Below are 15,190 nucleotides of genomic sequence, written 5' to 3'. Positions count from 1 at the left end.
GAGCCACTTCCGCGCTTTTGTTCGCATGGACAAAAGTTTGCGTCAGATCGGCCGAAGCTATGGACATGTGACCCGGAAGCCTCTTACTGTGTCGGACACGACACATCGCTGTTTCGTCGATGTGAACGACTCCGATGCGGAGGTGAGTCCCGGTGCGGACAGCGGACCCCCTGCACGTACAGCTCCTACGACTGCTCCGGGACGAGGGGGCGGTGTCCCGGGCCGAGCTCGGCGACCGGTTGCAGATGCCCCGTCCGCGCCTGCTCGCCGAGCTGGAGCGCCTGGTCGGCCTCGGCTACGTCGCCGAGGCAGGGCTGGCCGCCTCCCGGGGCGGTCGCCGCTCCACCCTGGTCGAGCTGAGCCCGCACCTGCGCTTCGCCGCGGTCGACCTGGGCGCCAGCTCGATCGACGTCGAGGTGGTCAACGGCCGGCTCGAGCCGGTGGCCGCGTACGCCGAGCCCGCCGACATCCGCTCCGGGCCGAAGGTGACCCTCCAGCGGGTCAACGAGCTGCTGCACAAGGCCAAGGTGGACGGCGCGTACGAGCGGCTGGACGCGGTCGGCATCGGCGTGCCCGGGCCGGTGAGCTTCCGGGACGGCGTGCCCGTCTCGCCGCCGATCATGCCCGGCTGGGACCGTTTCCCGGTCCGTGAGCTGCTGACCCGGGAGCACGGCTGCCCCGCGGTGGTCGACAACGACGTCAACATCATGGCGATCGGCGAGCGGCACGGCGGCGTTGCCCACTCGGTGGACGACTGCCTGTTCATCAAGATCGGCACCGGGGTCGGCTGCGGCATCTATCTCAACGGCGAGGTCTACCGGGGCACCGACGGCTGTGCCGGCGACATCGGCCACATCCAGGTCGACCCGAACGGTCCGATGTGCTCCTGCGGCAACCTCGGCTGCCTGGAGGCCGTCTTCAGCGGGGCCGCGCTGGCCCGGGAGGCCACCGCGGCGGCCCGCGCCGGGGTCTCCCCGGCACTCGCCGAACGACTCGAAGCCCGGGGCGCGGTCACCGCGCTGGACGTGGCGCAGGGGGCGGCCGAGGGGGACGTCACCTGCATCCAGCTCATCCGCGACGGCGGCCGGCGGGTCGGCAGCGTGCTGGCCGGCCTGGTGAGCTTCACCAACCCGTCGATGATCGTCATCGGCGGTGGGCTCGCCCAGCTCGGCCACATCCTGCTCGCCGAGATCCGCAGCGTGGTCTACCGCCGCTCACTGCCGCTGGCCACCGGCAACCTGCCGGTCGTCCTGTCCGAACTCGGCCCGCGCGCCGGGGTGGCCGGGGCCGCGGTGCTCGCCAGCGACCTGGCCTTCGGGGAGGCGGCATGACGACCGGGCCGCTGGTGGCGGCCCCCGCCGACGCCGTCGCGGGCGAGGTGGTCCTGCGTCTCACCGACGTGGTCAAGACCTTCCCCGGCGTACGCGCGCTCGACGGGGTGCAGTTGGAGGTCCGGGCGGGTGAGGTGCACTGCCTGCTCGGGCAGAACGGCGCCGGCAAGTCCACCCTGATCAAGGTGCTCGCCGGGGTGCACCAGCCGGACTCCGGCGAGGTCGAGTGGCGCGGCGAGCCGGCGAGCTTCGCCAACCCGCAGGCCGCGATGCGCGCCGGGATCGCCACCATCTACCAGGAACTCGACCTGGTCGAGGACCTGTCGGTGGCGGAGAACGCCTTCCTCGGCCACGAGCCGCGCCGGCTCGGCTTCGTCCGGCGCGGTCACATGGCCCGGCGTACCCGACAGATCCTGGCCCGGCTCGGGCACCCGGAGATCCCGCCCGGCCGGCTGGTCCGCCACCTGCCCGCCGCCGGCAAGCAGGTCGTCAGCATGGCCCGGGCGCTGTCGCACGAGGCCCGACTGATCATCATGGACGAGCCGAGCGCCGTGCTCGCCCACGACGAGGTGGGCAACCTGTTCCGGATCATCCGGGAGCTCACCGCGCAGGGGATCGCGGTCATCTACATCTCGCACCGGTTGGAGGAGATCCGCGAGATCGGCGACCGGGTCACCGTACTCAAGGACGGCCGGACCACGGCGGCGAACCTGGCGGCCCGCGACACCCCGACCCGCGACCTGGTCGCCCGGATGACCGGGCGAACCATCGAGTACGTCTTCCCAGAGCGCCCGGCCGACGAGCCCGCCGGCACGGAGCTGCTGCGGGTCGACGGGCTCACCCGGACCGGCGAGTTCGCCGACGTGTCGCTGACCGTGCGGGCCGGGGAGATCGTCGGCATCGCCGGGCTGGTCGGTTCCGGCCGCTCCGAGCTGCTGGAAACCATCTACGGCGCCCGGCGCGCGCAGGCCGGTTCGGTCCGGATGGGCGGGCGCGCGCTGCGCGCGGGCAACGTAGGCGCGGCGGTACGGGCCGGCATGGGGATGGCCCCGGAGGAGCGCAAGAGCCAGGCGTTGCTGCTCGGCGAGCCGATCTACCGCAACGTGACCCTGGCGACCTTCGGCCGGTACGCGCGCCTCGGTTTCACCGACGCCGGGCGGGAACGGGCCGAGGCGGACCGGATCGCCGACTCGCTGGAGCTGCGTCCCCGCGACGTACGCCGGTTGGTGCGCACGCTCTCCGGTGGTAACCAGCAGAAGGTGGTGGTCGGCCGGTGGCTGCTCGGGGACACCCGGCTGCTGCTGCTCGACGAGCCGACCCGGGGCGTGGACGTGGGCGCCCGGGCCGAGCTGTACCAGGTGATCCGAGCGCTCGCCGCCCGGGGCGTCGGGGTGCTGCTGGTCTCCAGTGAGGTGCCCGAGGTGCTCGGCCTGGCCGACCGGGTGCTGGTGATGCGGGAGGGCCGGGTGGTCCGCGAGGCCCCGGCCGGCGAAATCGACGAGAACACTGTGCTCGACCTCGTCATGGCGGGGTCCCTCATGGAAGGCGCGCCGGCATGAGCGAGCGGCAGCGAGCGAATCATCAATACAGTGCCGGTGAGTCTCGTGACGGCGCCGAGCGAAGCGAGGCGGCGGCATGAGCGAGACACCTACCGCAACGTCGGAGCAGGCGTCGGGACTGGCCCAGTCGCCGTCGGTCGGCCCGGCCGGGGCCGCGAAGTCCGACACGCGGGGCCGGTTGTCGTGGTGGCGGGGTGACGCGGGCGAGGGCGCCCGGCGCAACCTCGGCCTGCTGGCCACCCTGCTGGTGCTGGTCGTCATCGGCATCCTCACCCGGCCCGACCTCTATGGCAACGCGAGCTGGGTGTGGGGTAACACGCTCACCATCCTCAAGCTGGCCTCGGTGGTCGGCGTGGTCACCGTCGGGATGACCTTCGTGATCATCGGCGGGGGCATCGACCTGTCGGTGGGCGCGATCGTCGCGGTGGCCGGGGTGTGGTCCACCACGGTCGCCACCCAGAGCTACGGCGCCGGCGGGATGATCTTCAGCGCGCTCACCGTCGGGCTGGGCGTCGGCGTGGTCAACGGGCTGCTCATCTCGTACGGGCGGCTGGTGCCGTTCATCGCCACCCTCGCGATGATGGTCGCCGCGCGCGGTCTCGCCGCCGAGATCTCCGGCAAACAGACCCAGGTCTCGAACAACACCTTCATCAACGACATCGCCAGCACGAACCTGCTCGGCATCCCGCTGCTGGTCTACATCCTCGCCGCGGTGGTCGCCGCCGGTTGGGTGCTGCTCAACCGCACCACCTTCGGCCGTCGCACGGTGGCCGTCGGCGGCAACCCCGAGGCGGCCCGGCTCGCCGGCATCAACGTGCGCCGGCACACCCTGCTGCTCTACGCGCTCTCCGGCCTCTGTTGCGGCATCGCCGCGATCATGCTGACCGCGCAGGCCACCTCCGCCCAGGCAGCGATGGCCAACCTCTACGAGCTGGACGCGATCGCCGCCGCGATCATCGGCGGCACGCTGCTCAGCGGCGGGCGGGGGACCATTGTGGGCTCCCTGCTCGGGGTGGTCATCTTCTCCACCATCACCAACCTCTTCGCCATCAACGGCCTCTCCCCCGAGGCGCAGAACATGGTCAAGGGCGGCATCATCGTCGCCGCCGTCCTGGTCCAGCAGGTCCAGTTCGGCAGCCTCACCCAGTTCCTGCACCGCAACCGAACCATCACCACCTGATTCCACCGCCGCACCGGCGGCCACCTCGACAGCGACGGTGGCCGGGCTCAACACACCCTTCTCCCACCGCACCACCTCATCCAGGAGGCCGTCATGACAACGCAGGGTCGCGACCTGTCGCGCCGCCGGCTGCTCTTCGGCGGGGCAGCGCTTTCCGCCGGCGCCGTGCTCGCCGGCTGCACCAGCAACGAGCAGAAGCCCACCGAAGCGCAGACCAAGGCCGCCGCCACCGGCGGCAACAACGAGGCCGGCAAGAAGGTGACCATCGGCTTCTCCGCCCCGGCCGCCGACCACGGCTGGATCGCCGCGATCACCAACAACGCCAAGGCGCAGGCCGGGGCGTACTCCGATGTGGAGCTCAAGACCGTGGAGGCCGGCGCGGACGCGGCGGCCCAGCGGGCGGCGCTGTCCACCCTGGTCTCCCAGAAGCCCGACGTGATCGTGCTGCTGCCGCACGACGGCAAGGAGCTGAACGCGTTCGGCCTGGAGGCGATGAAGGCCGGCATCCCGGTGGTCAACCTGGACCGGGCGTTCCCCGACGCGCGGGCCTACCGGCTGCAGATCAAGGGCGACAACTACGGCATGGGGGTGGCCGCCGCCAACTACATCGCCGAGCAGCTCAAGGCCAAGGGGGTCAGCAATCCGGTCATCGGTGAGATCGCCGGGATGGACGAGCTGGAGCTGACGCAGGAGCGGTCGAAGGGCTTCGCCGACACCCTCGCGTCGTACGGCCTGAAGGTCGCCAACCGCCGGGCGGCGAGGTTCACCGCCGACTCCGGTCAGCAGGAGGCCACCGGCCTGTTCCAGGCGCTGCCGAAGATCGACGCGATCTGGAACCACGACGACGACCAGGGCATCGGTGTCCTCGCCGCGGTCGGCCAGGCCAACCGCAAGGAGTTCTTCATGGTCGGCGGCGCCGGCTCGAAGAAGGCCATGGAGGACATCCAGGCCGACAACACCGTGCTGAAGGCCACCGTCACCTACAGCCCGTCGATGGCCTCCTCGGCCATCTCGCTGGCCCGCCTGATCGGCCAGGACCGGGGCATGTCCGACCTGGTGGAACTCCAGGTGCCGAAGGAGATCGTGCTCGCCTCCGAGACGATCACCAAGGAGAACGCGAGCAACTACCTGAAGCTCGGGTTCTGATATACGGGGGGAGACCCACCTTGTCCACTCACGACAGACTTCTGCGGGTCGGCATGGTCGGCTACGCGTTCATGGGCGCCGCGCACTCCCAGGCGTGGCGCACCGTGAACCGCGTGTATGACCTGCCGGCGCGGGTGCGGATGGCGCTCATCTGCGGCCGGGACGAGCCGAAGGTGGCCGACGCCGCCGACCGGCTCGGCTGGGACGGGCACACCACGGACTGGCGGCGACTGGTCGAATCCGACGAGATCGACGTGGTCGACATCTGCACACCGGGAGACAGCCACTGCGAGATCGCGATCGCCGCGCTGGCCGCCGGCAAGCACGTGCTGTGCGAGAAGCCGCTGGCCAACACCGTCGAGGAGGCCCGGCAGATGGCGGCCGCCGCCGCCCAGGCCCGGGCCGACGGGATACGCACCATGTGCGGGTTCAACTACCGCCGGGTGCCCGCCGTCACCATGATGCGGCAGTTCGTTGCCGACGGGCGGCTCGGCGAGATCCGGCACGTGCGCGCGGTCTATCTCCAGGACTGGATCACCGACCCGCAGTTCCCACTGGTCTGGCGGTTGCAGAAGGACAGGGCGGGCTCCGGCGCGCTCGGCGACATCGGCGCGCACATCATCGACCTCACCCAGTTCGTCACCGGGCAGCAGATCACCGGGGTCAGCGCGCTCACCGAAACCTTCGTCAAGGAGCGGCCGTTGCCGGCCGGGTCGAGCGGCCTGGCCGCGCAGGCCGACGGCCACGGCCAGGCGACGGGCCAGGTGACCGTCGACGACGCGGCGGTCTTCGTGGCCCGACTCGACGGCGGGGCGCTGGCCACGTACGAGGCGAGCCGGTTCGCCACCGGCCGCAAGAACGCGCTCCGGGTGGAGATCAACGGCTCGCTCGGCACCCTGGTCTTCGACCTGGAACGCCTCAACGAGCTGGAGTTCTACGACGCCGCCCGGCCCGCCGCCGAGCAGGGGTTCACCCGGATCCTGGTGACCGAGCCGGAGCACCCGTACCTGTCGGCGTGGTGGCCGCCCGGCCACATCATCGGCTACGAGCACTCCTTCACCCACCAGATGCGCGACTTCATCGAGGCGGTCGCCACCGGCACCGACCCGGCACCGTCGTTCGCCGACGCGTTGCAGGTCCAACTCGTGCTCGACGCGGTGGCCCGCTCGGCGGAGCTGGCCGCCTGGACGGAGGTGGAGCCCACACTGGCCGAAGTGGCCGCCTGATCCGTGACGCGGCGCCACCGGCGCCGCCCGAGAGGCTTCCCGGCGCCGACCGGCGAGGGCCCGCCGCGGTTGCGCCCCACGGCGGGGACGAGGTCGACCTCGGGGAGTGTGCCACCGGAGCCTCCGGCACGGCACGACCAGCACGGCCGTCCGGTGCGGCCGGACCGGGATTCCCCGGCCGCACCGGCGGACCGGCCCGACCCTGGGGAGGGAGCACGATGCGTACGGGTGTCTGGCTGGTGGGAGCGCGCGGCTCGGTCGCGACCACCAGCATCGTCGGGGCGCTGGCCCTGCGGGCCGGGCTCACCGACCCGACCGGCTGCGTCACCGAGCTGCCCGAGCTACGCGGGCCGGCCCTGCCGGCCTTCGCCGACCTCGTCCTCGGCGGCCACGACGTGGTCGCCACCCCGCTCACCAAGCGGGCCGAGGCGCTCGCCGCCGCCGGGGTGCTGCCCGCCCGGCTGGTGGACGCCCTCGTCGGCGAGCTGGCCGGCGTCGAGGCGGCGCTGCGTCCCGCCCCGACCGGGGGCACCCAGGCCGAGCGGGCCGCCGCCGTGGCCCGCGACCTGACCGACTTCCGGCGCCGGCACACGCTGGACCGGGTGGTGGTGGTCAACGTCTCCGCCACCGAACCGGTCGCCACCGCGCACCCCGCCCACCACGACCTCGCCGCGCTGCGGGACGCGCTGGCCGGTCCCGACGAGGTGCTGCCGACCAGCTCGCTGTACGCGTACGCGGCGTTCACCGCCGGCTGCCCGTACGTGGACTTCACGCCGTCGACCGGTGCCCGGCTGCCGGCGCTGGCAACGCTGGCCCACGAGCATGGCCTGCCGTACGCCGGGCACGACGGCAAGACCGGGGAGACCCTGGTCAAGTCGGTGATCGCGCCGATGTTCGCGATGCGGCACCTGGCCGTACGCTCCTGGTCCGGGTTGAACCTGCTCGGCGGCGGGGACGGCGCCACGCTCGCCGAACCGGCAGCCAACGCCGCCAAGGTGGGCAGCAAGCAGCGGGTGCTCGGCGAGACCCTCGGCTATGTGCCGCAGGGTGACACCCGGATCGACTACGTCGAGGACCTCGGCGACTTCAAGACCGCCTGGGACCTGGTCACCTTCGCCGGCTTCCTCGGCACCCGCATGCGGATGGAGTTCACCTGGCACGGCTGCGATTCCGCGCTGGCCGCCCCGCTGGTGCTCGACCTGGCCCGGCTCACCGCCGCCGCGCACGCCGTCGGCCACACCGGCCCCCTCGCCGAGCTGGCCTTCTTCTTCAAGGACGGCATCGACGCGCCCGCCCACTCGCTCGCCGAGCAGTGGACGGTGCTCTGCGACTTCGTCGACGCGCTGCATGCCGGGGCCGGGCGATGACCCGGCTCGCCGACCTCGCCGAGCTGGTCCGGGCGCCCGCCGCACTCTCCGTACCGGGGGACGTGCTGGCCGGCGCGGCGGCGGCCGGCGCGCTGGACCGGCGTACGCCCGCGCTGGCCGGGGCGTCGGTGCTGCTCTACTGGGCCGGCATGGCCGCCAACGACTGGGCCGACCGCCGGCTGGACGCGGTCGAGCGCCCCGAACGGCCGATCCCGTCCGGCCGGGTCCACCCGGCCACCGCGTTCGGCGTCGCCGCCGGCCTGACCGCCGCCGGGCTCGCCGTGGCCACCGCCGCCGGGGGTCGGCGGGCCACTGCCGTCGCGGTCCCGCTCGCCGCCGCGATCTGGGGTTACGACCTGTTCGCCAAGAACACCGCGGCCGGCCCCGCCGTGATGGCCGCCTGCCGGGGCCTGGACGTGCTGCTCGGCGCGAGCCCCAGCCCGGCGCCCGGCCGCCCGGTTGCCCGGTCCCGCCGGCTTGGACCTGCCGGCGGCGCGGGCCGGAGCGCGACCCGCGCCGGTCGCGTCCCCGCGGTCGGGCGGGGTCTGGTCCGGGCGCTGCCGGCGGCGCTGACCGTGGCCGCGCACACGTGGACCGTCACCGCGCTCTCCCGCCGCGAGGTCTCCGGGGCCGACCGACGGCTGCCCCGGGCCACCCTGGCCGGCACCGCGCTGGTCGCCGCCACCGCGCTGAGCCGTACCGACCCGGTGCCCGCCGCGCTCGCCGCCGGCTACGCCACCCGCTACGGGTCGGCGCAGGCCCGGGTGCTCGCCGACCCGTCACCGGCCCGGGTACGCGCCGCCGTCGGCGCGGGCATCACCGGGCTGCCCGCGTTGCAGGGCGCGCTGACCGCCCGGGCCGGTGCCCGGGTGCTCGGTCTCGCCGTCGCAGCCGCCGCCCCGCTCGGCCGCCGCCTGGCCCGGCTGGTCTCGCCGACATGACCGGCCGACCGGCGACCAGCCCCCCGCTCCCATCCGCGCCGACCGGCAGCACGCCGACGGCGGCGGACGCCAGGAGCCCGCTGGACCCGGCCGGGCTCCGGTTCGGATTCGGGACCAACGGCTTCGCCAACCACCGCCTCGACGACGCGCTCGGCGTGCTCGCGGACCTCGGCTACCAGGGGGTGGCGCTCACCCTGGACCACGACCACCTCGACCCGTTCGCGCCCGAGCTGGCCCGCCGGGTGTCCGCCGTGCACCGCCGGCTCGCCGCGCTCGGCCTGGCCGTGGTGATCGAGACCGGCGCCCGCTACCTGCTCGACCCGTGGCACAAGCACGCCCCGACGCTGCTGCACGACGACCCGGCGCGACGGATCGAGTTCCTTCGCCGGGCCGTGCGGATCGGCGCCGACCTGGGCGCGGAGGCGGTCTCGTGCTGGGCCGGCGTACGCCCGCCGGAGGTGCCGGAAGCCGTCGCCTGGGATCGGCTTGTCGCCGGCTGCGCCACCGTCTGCGCCGAGGCCGCGGCGGCCGGCGTGCCGCTCGGGTTCGAACCCGAGCCGGGCATGCTGGTCGAGGACATCGCCGGCTGGCACCGGCTGCGGGACGCGCTCGGCGCGCCGCCCGGCTTCGGCATCACCCTCGACATCGGACACTGTCGCTGCCTGGAGCCGCAGCCGGTGCCCGACTGCGTGACGGCGGTCGCCGACCACCTGGTCAATGTGCAGATCGACGACATGCGTCGGGGCGTGCACGAGCACCTGGAGTTCGGCACCGGCGAGATCGACTTCCCGCCGGTGCTGCGCGCCCTCGCCGACGCCGGCTACCGCGGCCTGGTGGCTGTGGAACTGCCCCGGCACTCGCACGCCGCGCCCGCCGTCGCCGCCCACTCGCTCGATTTCCTGCGTACCGCCGCCCGGGCGGCCGCCGCGCCGTCCCGGGTACCGCTGCCACCACCCGCGCGGTGACCTGACGGCGGTGGCTGACCAGCTTCCACCCATGAGAGGGGAGACGGCATGACACCCGACCGACTGCGCGCCGCGCTGCGGGGCGTACCCGATCCGCAGTGGCTGGACGCGGCGCTGCGCCGCGTCGCGACCGAGCCCGCGGCGATCCCACGCTTCTTCGCCTCCACCGCGCGGCGGTGCGGCCGGGAGCCGCTGGCCGACCCGTCCGGCTGGACGGTCGACGAGGCCGCCCGGGCGCTGCTGCTCACCGCACTGCCCGCCGACCACGCGGTGGTGGCCGACTCCCTCTACCGGCACGGCGACGCGGCCGAGAAGCGGGCCGTGCTGCGCGCCCTGCCGCTGCTGCCGATCGGGGCGGCCTGCGTCCCGCTGCTGCACGACGCGATCCGCACCAACGACACCCGGCTGATCGCCGCGGCCCTCGGCCCGTACGCCCGGCACCTGGAGCAGCCGGCCTGGCGGCAGGCCGTGCTCAAGTGCGTCTTCACCGGCGTACCGCTGGCTGCCGTCGACGACCTCGACGGCCGGGCGGACAGCGAGCTGGCGGCGATGCTGGCCGCGCTCGCCGCCGAACGACACGCGGCTGGCCGGGCCATGCCCACCGACGCCACCGACCTGCTCGCCCGGCTCGGCGCCGGCTCGCACTCGACCACCGCCAGGGAGGCGTGATGCGCATCTTCGACCCGCACATCCACATGACGTCCCGGACCACCGACGACTACGAGCGGATGGCCGCCGCCGGGGTACGCGCGGTGGTGGAGCCGGCGTTCTGGCTCGGTCAGCCACGCACCAGCGTCGCCTCGTTCGTCGACTACTTCGACTCGCTGATCGGCTGGGAACCGTTCCGGGCCGGGCAGTTCGGCGTCCGGCACCACGCCACCGTGGCGCTGAACCCGAAGGAGGCCAACGACCCGCGTTGCCGTCCGGTGCTCGACCTGCTCCCGCGCTACCTGGACAAGGATGGCGTGGTGGCGGTCGGCGAGATCGGCTACGACTCGATGACCCCGGACGAGGATGCCGCCTTCGCCGGGCAGCTCGCGCTGGCCGTCGCGCACGACCTGCCCGCCCTGGTGCACACCCCGCACCGGGACAAGGCCCGCGGCGTCGAACGCACCCTGGCGGTGGTCGCCGAGTCCGGCATCGAACCCGGGCGGGTGCTGGTCGACCACCTCAACGAGATCACCGTGAAGCTGGTCCGGGACACCGGCTGCTGGCTGGGTTTCTCCATCTACCCGGAGACCAAGATGTCGCCGCCGCGGATGGTCGAGCTGCTCAAGACGTACGGGACGGAGCGGATGCTGGTCAACTCGGCCGCCGACTGGGGGCACTCCGACCCGCTGCTCACCCGGGCCACCGGTGAGGCGATGCTGCTCGCCGGGTTCACCGAGGACGACGTGGACCGGGTGCTGTGGCGCAACCCGGTGGAGTTCTACGGCCAGTCCGGAAAGCTGGACCTCAGCGACGTGGACGCCCCGGCACCGACCTTCGCCGGCAACTCCATCCTGCGCGGGGGTTCGTGATGCGCCTGCGACATGCCGACGGCAGCACCGTGCACCTCGGCTACTGCACCAACGTCCACCCGGCCGAGGACCTGGCCGGGATCCTCGCCCAGCTCGACACGTACGCGCTCGGCGTCCGCCGGGCGCTCGGCGCCAACCTGCTCGGGCTGGGGCTCTGGCTGGCCGCCCCGGTGGCCACCGCACTCGCCGCCGACCCGGCGGCCCGCCGCCGGCTCCGGCACGAGCTGACCGTACGCGGGCTGGAGGTGGTCACCCTCAACGGCTTCCCGTACGCGGCCTTCCAGGCGCCGGTGGTGAAGGGCGCGGTGTACCACCCGGACTGGACCACCCCGGAGCGGCTCGGGTACACCCTGGACCTGGCCCGGGTGCTGGCCGACCTGCTCCCCGAGGACGCGGCCCGGGGCTCGATCTCCACCCTGCCGCTGGCCTGGCGTACGCCCTGGGACGGCGAGCGGGCCGACGCCGCCCGGCGTAACCTCGACGAGCTGGCCGCCGGGCTGGCCGCGGTGGAGCGGGAGACCGGTCGGACCGTCCGGGTCGGCTTCGAGCCGGAACCGGGCTGCCTGGTGGAGTCCACCGGACAGGCGCGTAGGATATTCTCAGGCATGGATTTGGATCGGCTCGGGATCTGCCTCGATCTGGCCCACCTCGCCTGCGCCTGGGAGGAGCCGGTCGAGGCGCTGGGCCGGCTGCGGGCCGCCGGGCTGCCGGTGGTCAAGGTGCAGGTCTCCGCCGCCGTCGAGGCGGGCGACCCGGCCGGCTCGGCCGAGGCGCTGCGCCGCTGGGTCGAGCCGCGTTTCCTGCACCAGACCCGGGCGGCCGGCTGCGCCGCGGTCACCGACCCGGCCGACCCGGCGTACGCGGCCGACGACCTGGACGCCGCACTCGACGCGCGGCTGCCCGGGCCGTGGCGGGTGCACTACCACGTGCCGCTGCACGCCCCGCCCGAGCCGCCACTGCGGTCCACCGTGCCGGTGTTGCGGGCCGCCCTCGCCGCCCTGTACGCCGGGCCGGCAGCCGGCTGCGACCACCTCGACGTCGAGACGTACACCTGGGGGGTGCTGCCGGCGGCACGGCGGCCGCGCACCGACGCGGAGCTGGCCGCCGGGATCGCCGCCGAGCTGGCCTTCGCCCGCGACGAGCTGGTCGGGCTCGGCCTGGCCCCCACCGAGCGAAGCGAGGTGCCGGCATGAGCGAGCGTCAGCGAGTGAATCATCGACACAGTGCTGTGGTGCCTCGTGGCGGTGCCGAGCGAAGCGAGGTGCCGACATGAGCCGCAGGCTGGTGGTCATCGACGTGGTGGGGCTGACGCCGCGCCTGCTGGCGCACATGCCCCGGCTGCGCGCGGTCGCCGAGGCGGGCTTCGTCGCCGAGCTGGGCACGGTGCTGCCGGCGGTCACCTGCTCGGTGCAGTCCACCTTCCTCACCGGAGAACCGCCTGCCGGCCACGGGATCGTCGGCAACGGCTGGTACTTCCGAGACCTCGGCGAGGTGCTGCTCTGGCGGCAGCACAACGCCCTGGTCGGCGGGGAGAAACTGTGGCAGGCGGCCCGCCGGGTCGAGCCCGGCTACCGGGTGGCCAACGTCTGCTGGTGGTACGCGATGGGCGCCGACGTGGACTGGACGGTCACCCCGCGGCCGATCTACCACGCGGACGGGCGCAAGGAGCCGGACTGTTGGACCGACCCGCCCGAGCTGCGCGACGAGCTCACCGACGCGCTCGGCACCTTCCCGCTGTTCACCTACTGGGGGCCGGGCGCCGGGCTGCCGTCGTCCCGGTGGATCTGCCGGGCCGCCGAGCGGATCCTCGCCGACCACAACCCCGACCTGACCCTGGTCTACGTGCCGCACCTCGACTACGACCTGCAACGCTTCGGCCCGTCCGGGCCGGAGGCGGCCGCCGCGGCGGCCGAGCTGGACGCGGTGCTGGCCCCGCTGCTGGACGCCGCGCGGGAGCGGGACGCCACCGTGGTGGCGCTCTCCGAGTACGGCATCACCGACGTCTCCCGCCCAGTGGACGTCAACCGGCTGCTGCGCGCCGAGGGGATGCTGCGGGTCTACACCCAGGCCGGGATGGAGTACCTCGATCCCTGGACGTCGCGGGCCTTCGCGGTCGCCGACCACCAGGTGGCGCACGTGTACGTGAAGGACCCGGCCGACCTGCCGGCGGTGGCGAAGCTCTGCGCCGGGCTGCCCGGGGTGGCCGAGGTGCTGGACGCGACCGGCCAGGCCGGGTACGGGCTGGACCATCCCCGTTCCGGCGAACTGGTGCTGGTGGCCGAGCCGGACGCCTGGTTCACCTACTACTACTGGCTCGACGACGCGCGCGCGCCCGACTTCGCCCGGCTGGTGGAGATCCACCGCAAGCCCGGCTACGACCCGGCCGAGCTGTTCTTCGACCCGGCCGCCCCGGGCGCCGCGAAGCGTCGGGCGGCGGTGGCGCTGGCCCGTAAGAAGCTCGGCCTGCGCTATCTGATGAGCGTGGTCGGGCTGGACGCCGGGGCGCGGGCGGTCCGTGGCTCGCACGGCCGGCTGCCCGCCGACCCGGCCGACGGGCCGGTGCTGCTCTGCTCCGACCCGTCGGCGGCCCGGGACCGGCTGGCCGCGGCCGACGTGAAGGCTCTGCTGCTTCAGCTCGCCGGACTGGCCAGGGAGGCGCCATGACCGTCACCGTCGCACCGACCGACCCTGCCCTGCTGCGGGACCGCTTCGACGCCGCGCTCGCCGCGTTCCTGGATCGGCAGCGGGCGGGTTGGTCGGACGACGGTACGGCGGTCGTCCACGCCGTGCTGCACCGGTTCGTCCTCGCCGGTGGCAAGCGGGTGCGGCCCCTCTTCTGTTACTGGGGGTGGCGGGGCTTCGGCGGCCCCGACGGCGCCCCGATCGTGGCCGCGGCGGCGGCGCTGGAACTGTTCCACGCGTTCGCCCTGATTCACGACGACATTCTCGATCGCAGCGACCGCCGGCGCGGCCAGCCCACGGTGCACCGGAGCTTCGCCGACCTGCACGCCCGCTCCGGCTGGTGCGGCGACCCGGAGGCGTACGGCCGGGACGCCGCCCTGCTCTGCGGTGACCTCTGCGCCGCCTGGTCGGGGCAGATGTTCCACGGCTGCGGGCTGGATCCCGCCCGGGTTCGGCACGGTCTCGCCGTTTTCGCGCAGATGCGGGCCGAGGTGATCGCGGGGGAGTACCTGGACGTGGTCTCCGCCGTCGGCGACGGCTCGGTGGCGGCGGCGCTCGTGGTCGTCCGGATGAAGACCGCCCGCTACACGGTGACCCGCCCGGTGCAGATCGGCGCCGCCCTGGCCGGTGCCGACCCTGAGGCGGTGGCGGCGTTGGCCGACTTCGGCGACCCGCTCGGGGACGCCTTCCAGCTCCGCGACGACCTGCTCGGCGTATTCGGCGACCCGGCGGCGACCGGCAAGTCCAACCTGGACGACCTGCGCGAGGGCAAGCCGACGGTGCTGATGGCGCTGGCCCGGCAGGCGGCCGGCCCGGCTCAGGCGGCGCGGCTGCGGGTGCTCGTCGGCGACCCCGAGCTGGACCACGGGGGCGCGGCCGAGGTGCGGCGGGTCATCGAGGCCACGGGCGCGCGCGAGCGGGTCGAGGAGATGATCCAGGCCCGCGTCGGCCAGGCCCGCGCCGCGCTGGACGGGCTGCCGCTGGCCGAGCCGGCCCGGGCGGCCCTCACCGACCTCACCACCCGCGCCGCACACCGCGAGGTGTAAGGAGGGGCCCCCTATTAACGCCTGGCGTAGTAAAGGGTCCCCTTCTTAACAGCGGACCCGCACCGGTGGGGCCTTCCGCGAACCGTGCGGCAGAAATAGAGTGAGGACGGCGACCGCGAGGTGGCCGGTGATCCGACGGGAGGCGCAACCCGTCGGGCCCAGGTGCGACCGCGCCCACCGGTGCCCGTCGGGGTCGTCCGCATCCGGTCGCCCTCGCCCCGGTCCGC

The 15,190-nt window shown here is 73.8% G+C and carries 13 protein-coding genes; all 13 read left to right on the top strand.

All coding sequences use genetic code 11. The features are described from left to right. Positions 1-152: 152 nt before the first annotated feature. Positions 153-1,331 carry an ROK family transcriptional regulator gene (locus ACNAW0_RS03910; protein WP_416286302.1) on the top strand — a complete coding sequence of 393 codons (1,179 nt, stop codon included), beginning with the start codon at positions 153-155 and terminating at the stop codon, positions 1,329-1,331. After that, positions 1,328-2,890 (top strand): sugar ABC transporter ATP-binding protein, encoded by a 1,563-nt coding sequence (locus tag ACNAW0_RS03905; RefSeq protein ID WP_416286301.1) that lies wholly within the window; start codon positions 1,328-1,330, stop codon positions 2,888-2,890. Before ACNAW0_RS03910 ends, ACNAW0_RS03905 begins: the two co-directional genes overlap by 4 nt. A gap of 76 nt (positions 2,891-2,966) precedes the next feature. Next, complete coding sequence (locus ACNAW0_RS03900; protein ID WP_416286300.1) at positions 2,967-4,070, top strand: ABC transporter permease; 1,104 nt, start codon at positions 2,967-2,969, stop codon at positions 4,068-4,070. Positions 4,071-4,163: 93 nt separating this feature from the next. After that, the gene (locus ACNAW0_RS03895; RefSeq protein ID WP_416286299.1) at positions 4,164-5,216 is read left to right on the top strand and encodes a substrate-binding domain-containing protein; all 1,053 of its coding nucleotides are present in this window, start codon (positions 4,164-4,166) and stop codon (positions 5,214-5,216) included. 20 nt (positions 5,217-5,236) lie between these two features. After that, a complete protein-coding gene (locus tag ACNAW0_RS03890) occupies positions 5,237-6,442 on the top strand; it encodes a Gfo/Idh/MocA family protein (RefSeq protein WP_416286298.1) in 1,206 nt (401 codons plus the stop codon). Between the two features lie 218 nt (positions 6,443-6,660). Beyond that, a complete protein-coding gene (locus tag ACNAW0_RS03885; RefSeq protein WP_416286297.1) occupies positions 6,661-7,809 on the top strand; it encodes an inositol-3-phosphate synthase in 1,149 nt (382 codons plus the stop codon). Continuing rightward, a complete protein-coding gene (locus ACNAW0_RS03880) occupies positions 7,806-8,750 on the top strand; it encodes an SCO3242 family prenyltransferase (RefSeq protein ID WP_416286295.1) in 945 nt (314 codons plus the stop codon). Before ACNAW0_RS03885 ends, ACNAW0_RS03880 begins: the two co-directional genes overlap by 4 nt. After that, positions 8,747-9,715 (top strand): sugar phosphate isomerase/epimerase family protein, encoded by a 969-nt coding sequence (locus ACNAW0_RS03875; RefSeq protein ID WP_416286294.1) that lies wholly within the window; start codon positions 8,747-8,749, stop codon positions 9,713-9,715. Before ACNAW0_RS03880 ends, ACNAW0_RS03875 begins: the two co-directional genes overlap by 4 nt. A 48-nt stretch (positions 9,716-9,763) precedes the next feature. Beyond that, positions 9,764-10,384 carry an EboA domain-containing protein gene (locus ACNAW0_RS03870; protein WP_416286293.1) on the top strand — a complete coding sequence of 207 codons (621 nt, stop codon included), beginning with the start codon at positions 9,764-9,766 and terminating at the stop codon, positions 10,382-10,384. Continuing rightward, entirely contained in the window at positions 10,384-11,235 is an 852-nt protein-coding gene (locus tag ACNAW0_RS03865; protein WP_416286292.1) for a TatD family hydrolase, read from the top strand. The genes ACNAW0_RS03870 and ACNAW0_RS03865 overlap by 1 nt, the downstream gene beginning before the upstream one ends. After that, entirely contained in the window at positions 11,235-12,428 is a 1,194-nt protein-coding gene (gene eboE / locus ACNAW0_RS03860; RefSeq protein ID WP_416286291.1) for a metabolite traffic protein EboE, read from the top strand. Before ACNAW0_RS03865 ends, eboE begins: the two co-directional genes overlap by 1 nt. Positions 12,429-12,504: 76 nt before the next feature. Then, positions 12,505-13,899 carry an alkaline phosphatase family protein gene (locus ACNAW0_RS03855; RefSeq protein WP_416286290.1) on the top strand — a complete coding sequence of 465 codons (1,395 nt, stop codon included), beginning with the start codon at positions 12,505-12,507 and terminating at the stop codon, positions 13,897-13,899. After that, on the top strand, positions 13,896-14,963 hold the full coding sequence (locus ACNAW0_RS03850) for a polyprenyl synthetase family protein (RefSeq protein WP_416286289.1): 1,068 nt from the start codon (positions 13,896-13,898) through the stop codon (positions 14,961-14,963). Before ACNAW0_RS03855 ends, ACNAW0_RS03850 begins: the two co-directional genes overlap by 4 nt. Positions 14,964-15,190 lie beyond the last annotated feature (227 nt).

Origin of the sequence: Micromonospora sp. SL1-18 (assembly GCF_047921505.1) — a bacterium.
In the GTDB taxonomy this organism is placed as follows: domain Bacteria; phylum Actinomycetota; class Actinomycetes; order Mycobacteriales; family Micromonosporaceae; genus Micromonospora.
Note: the sequence above shows the minus strand (reverse complement) of the source record. Positions and strands in the feature narration are given on the sequence as shown.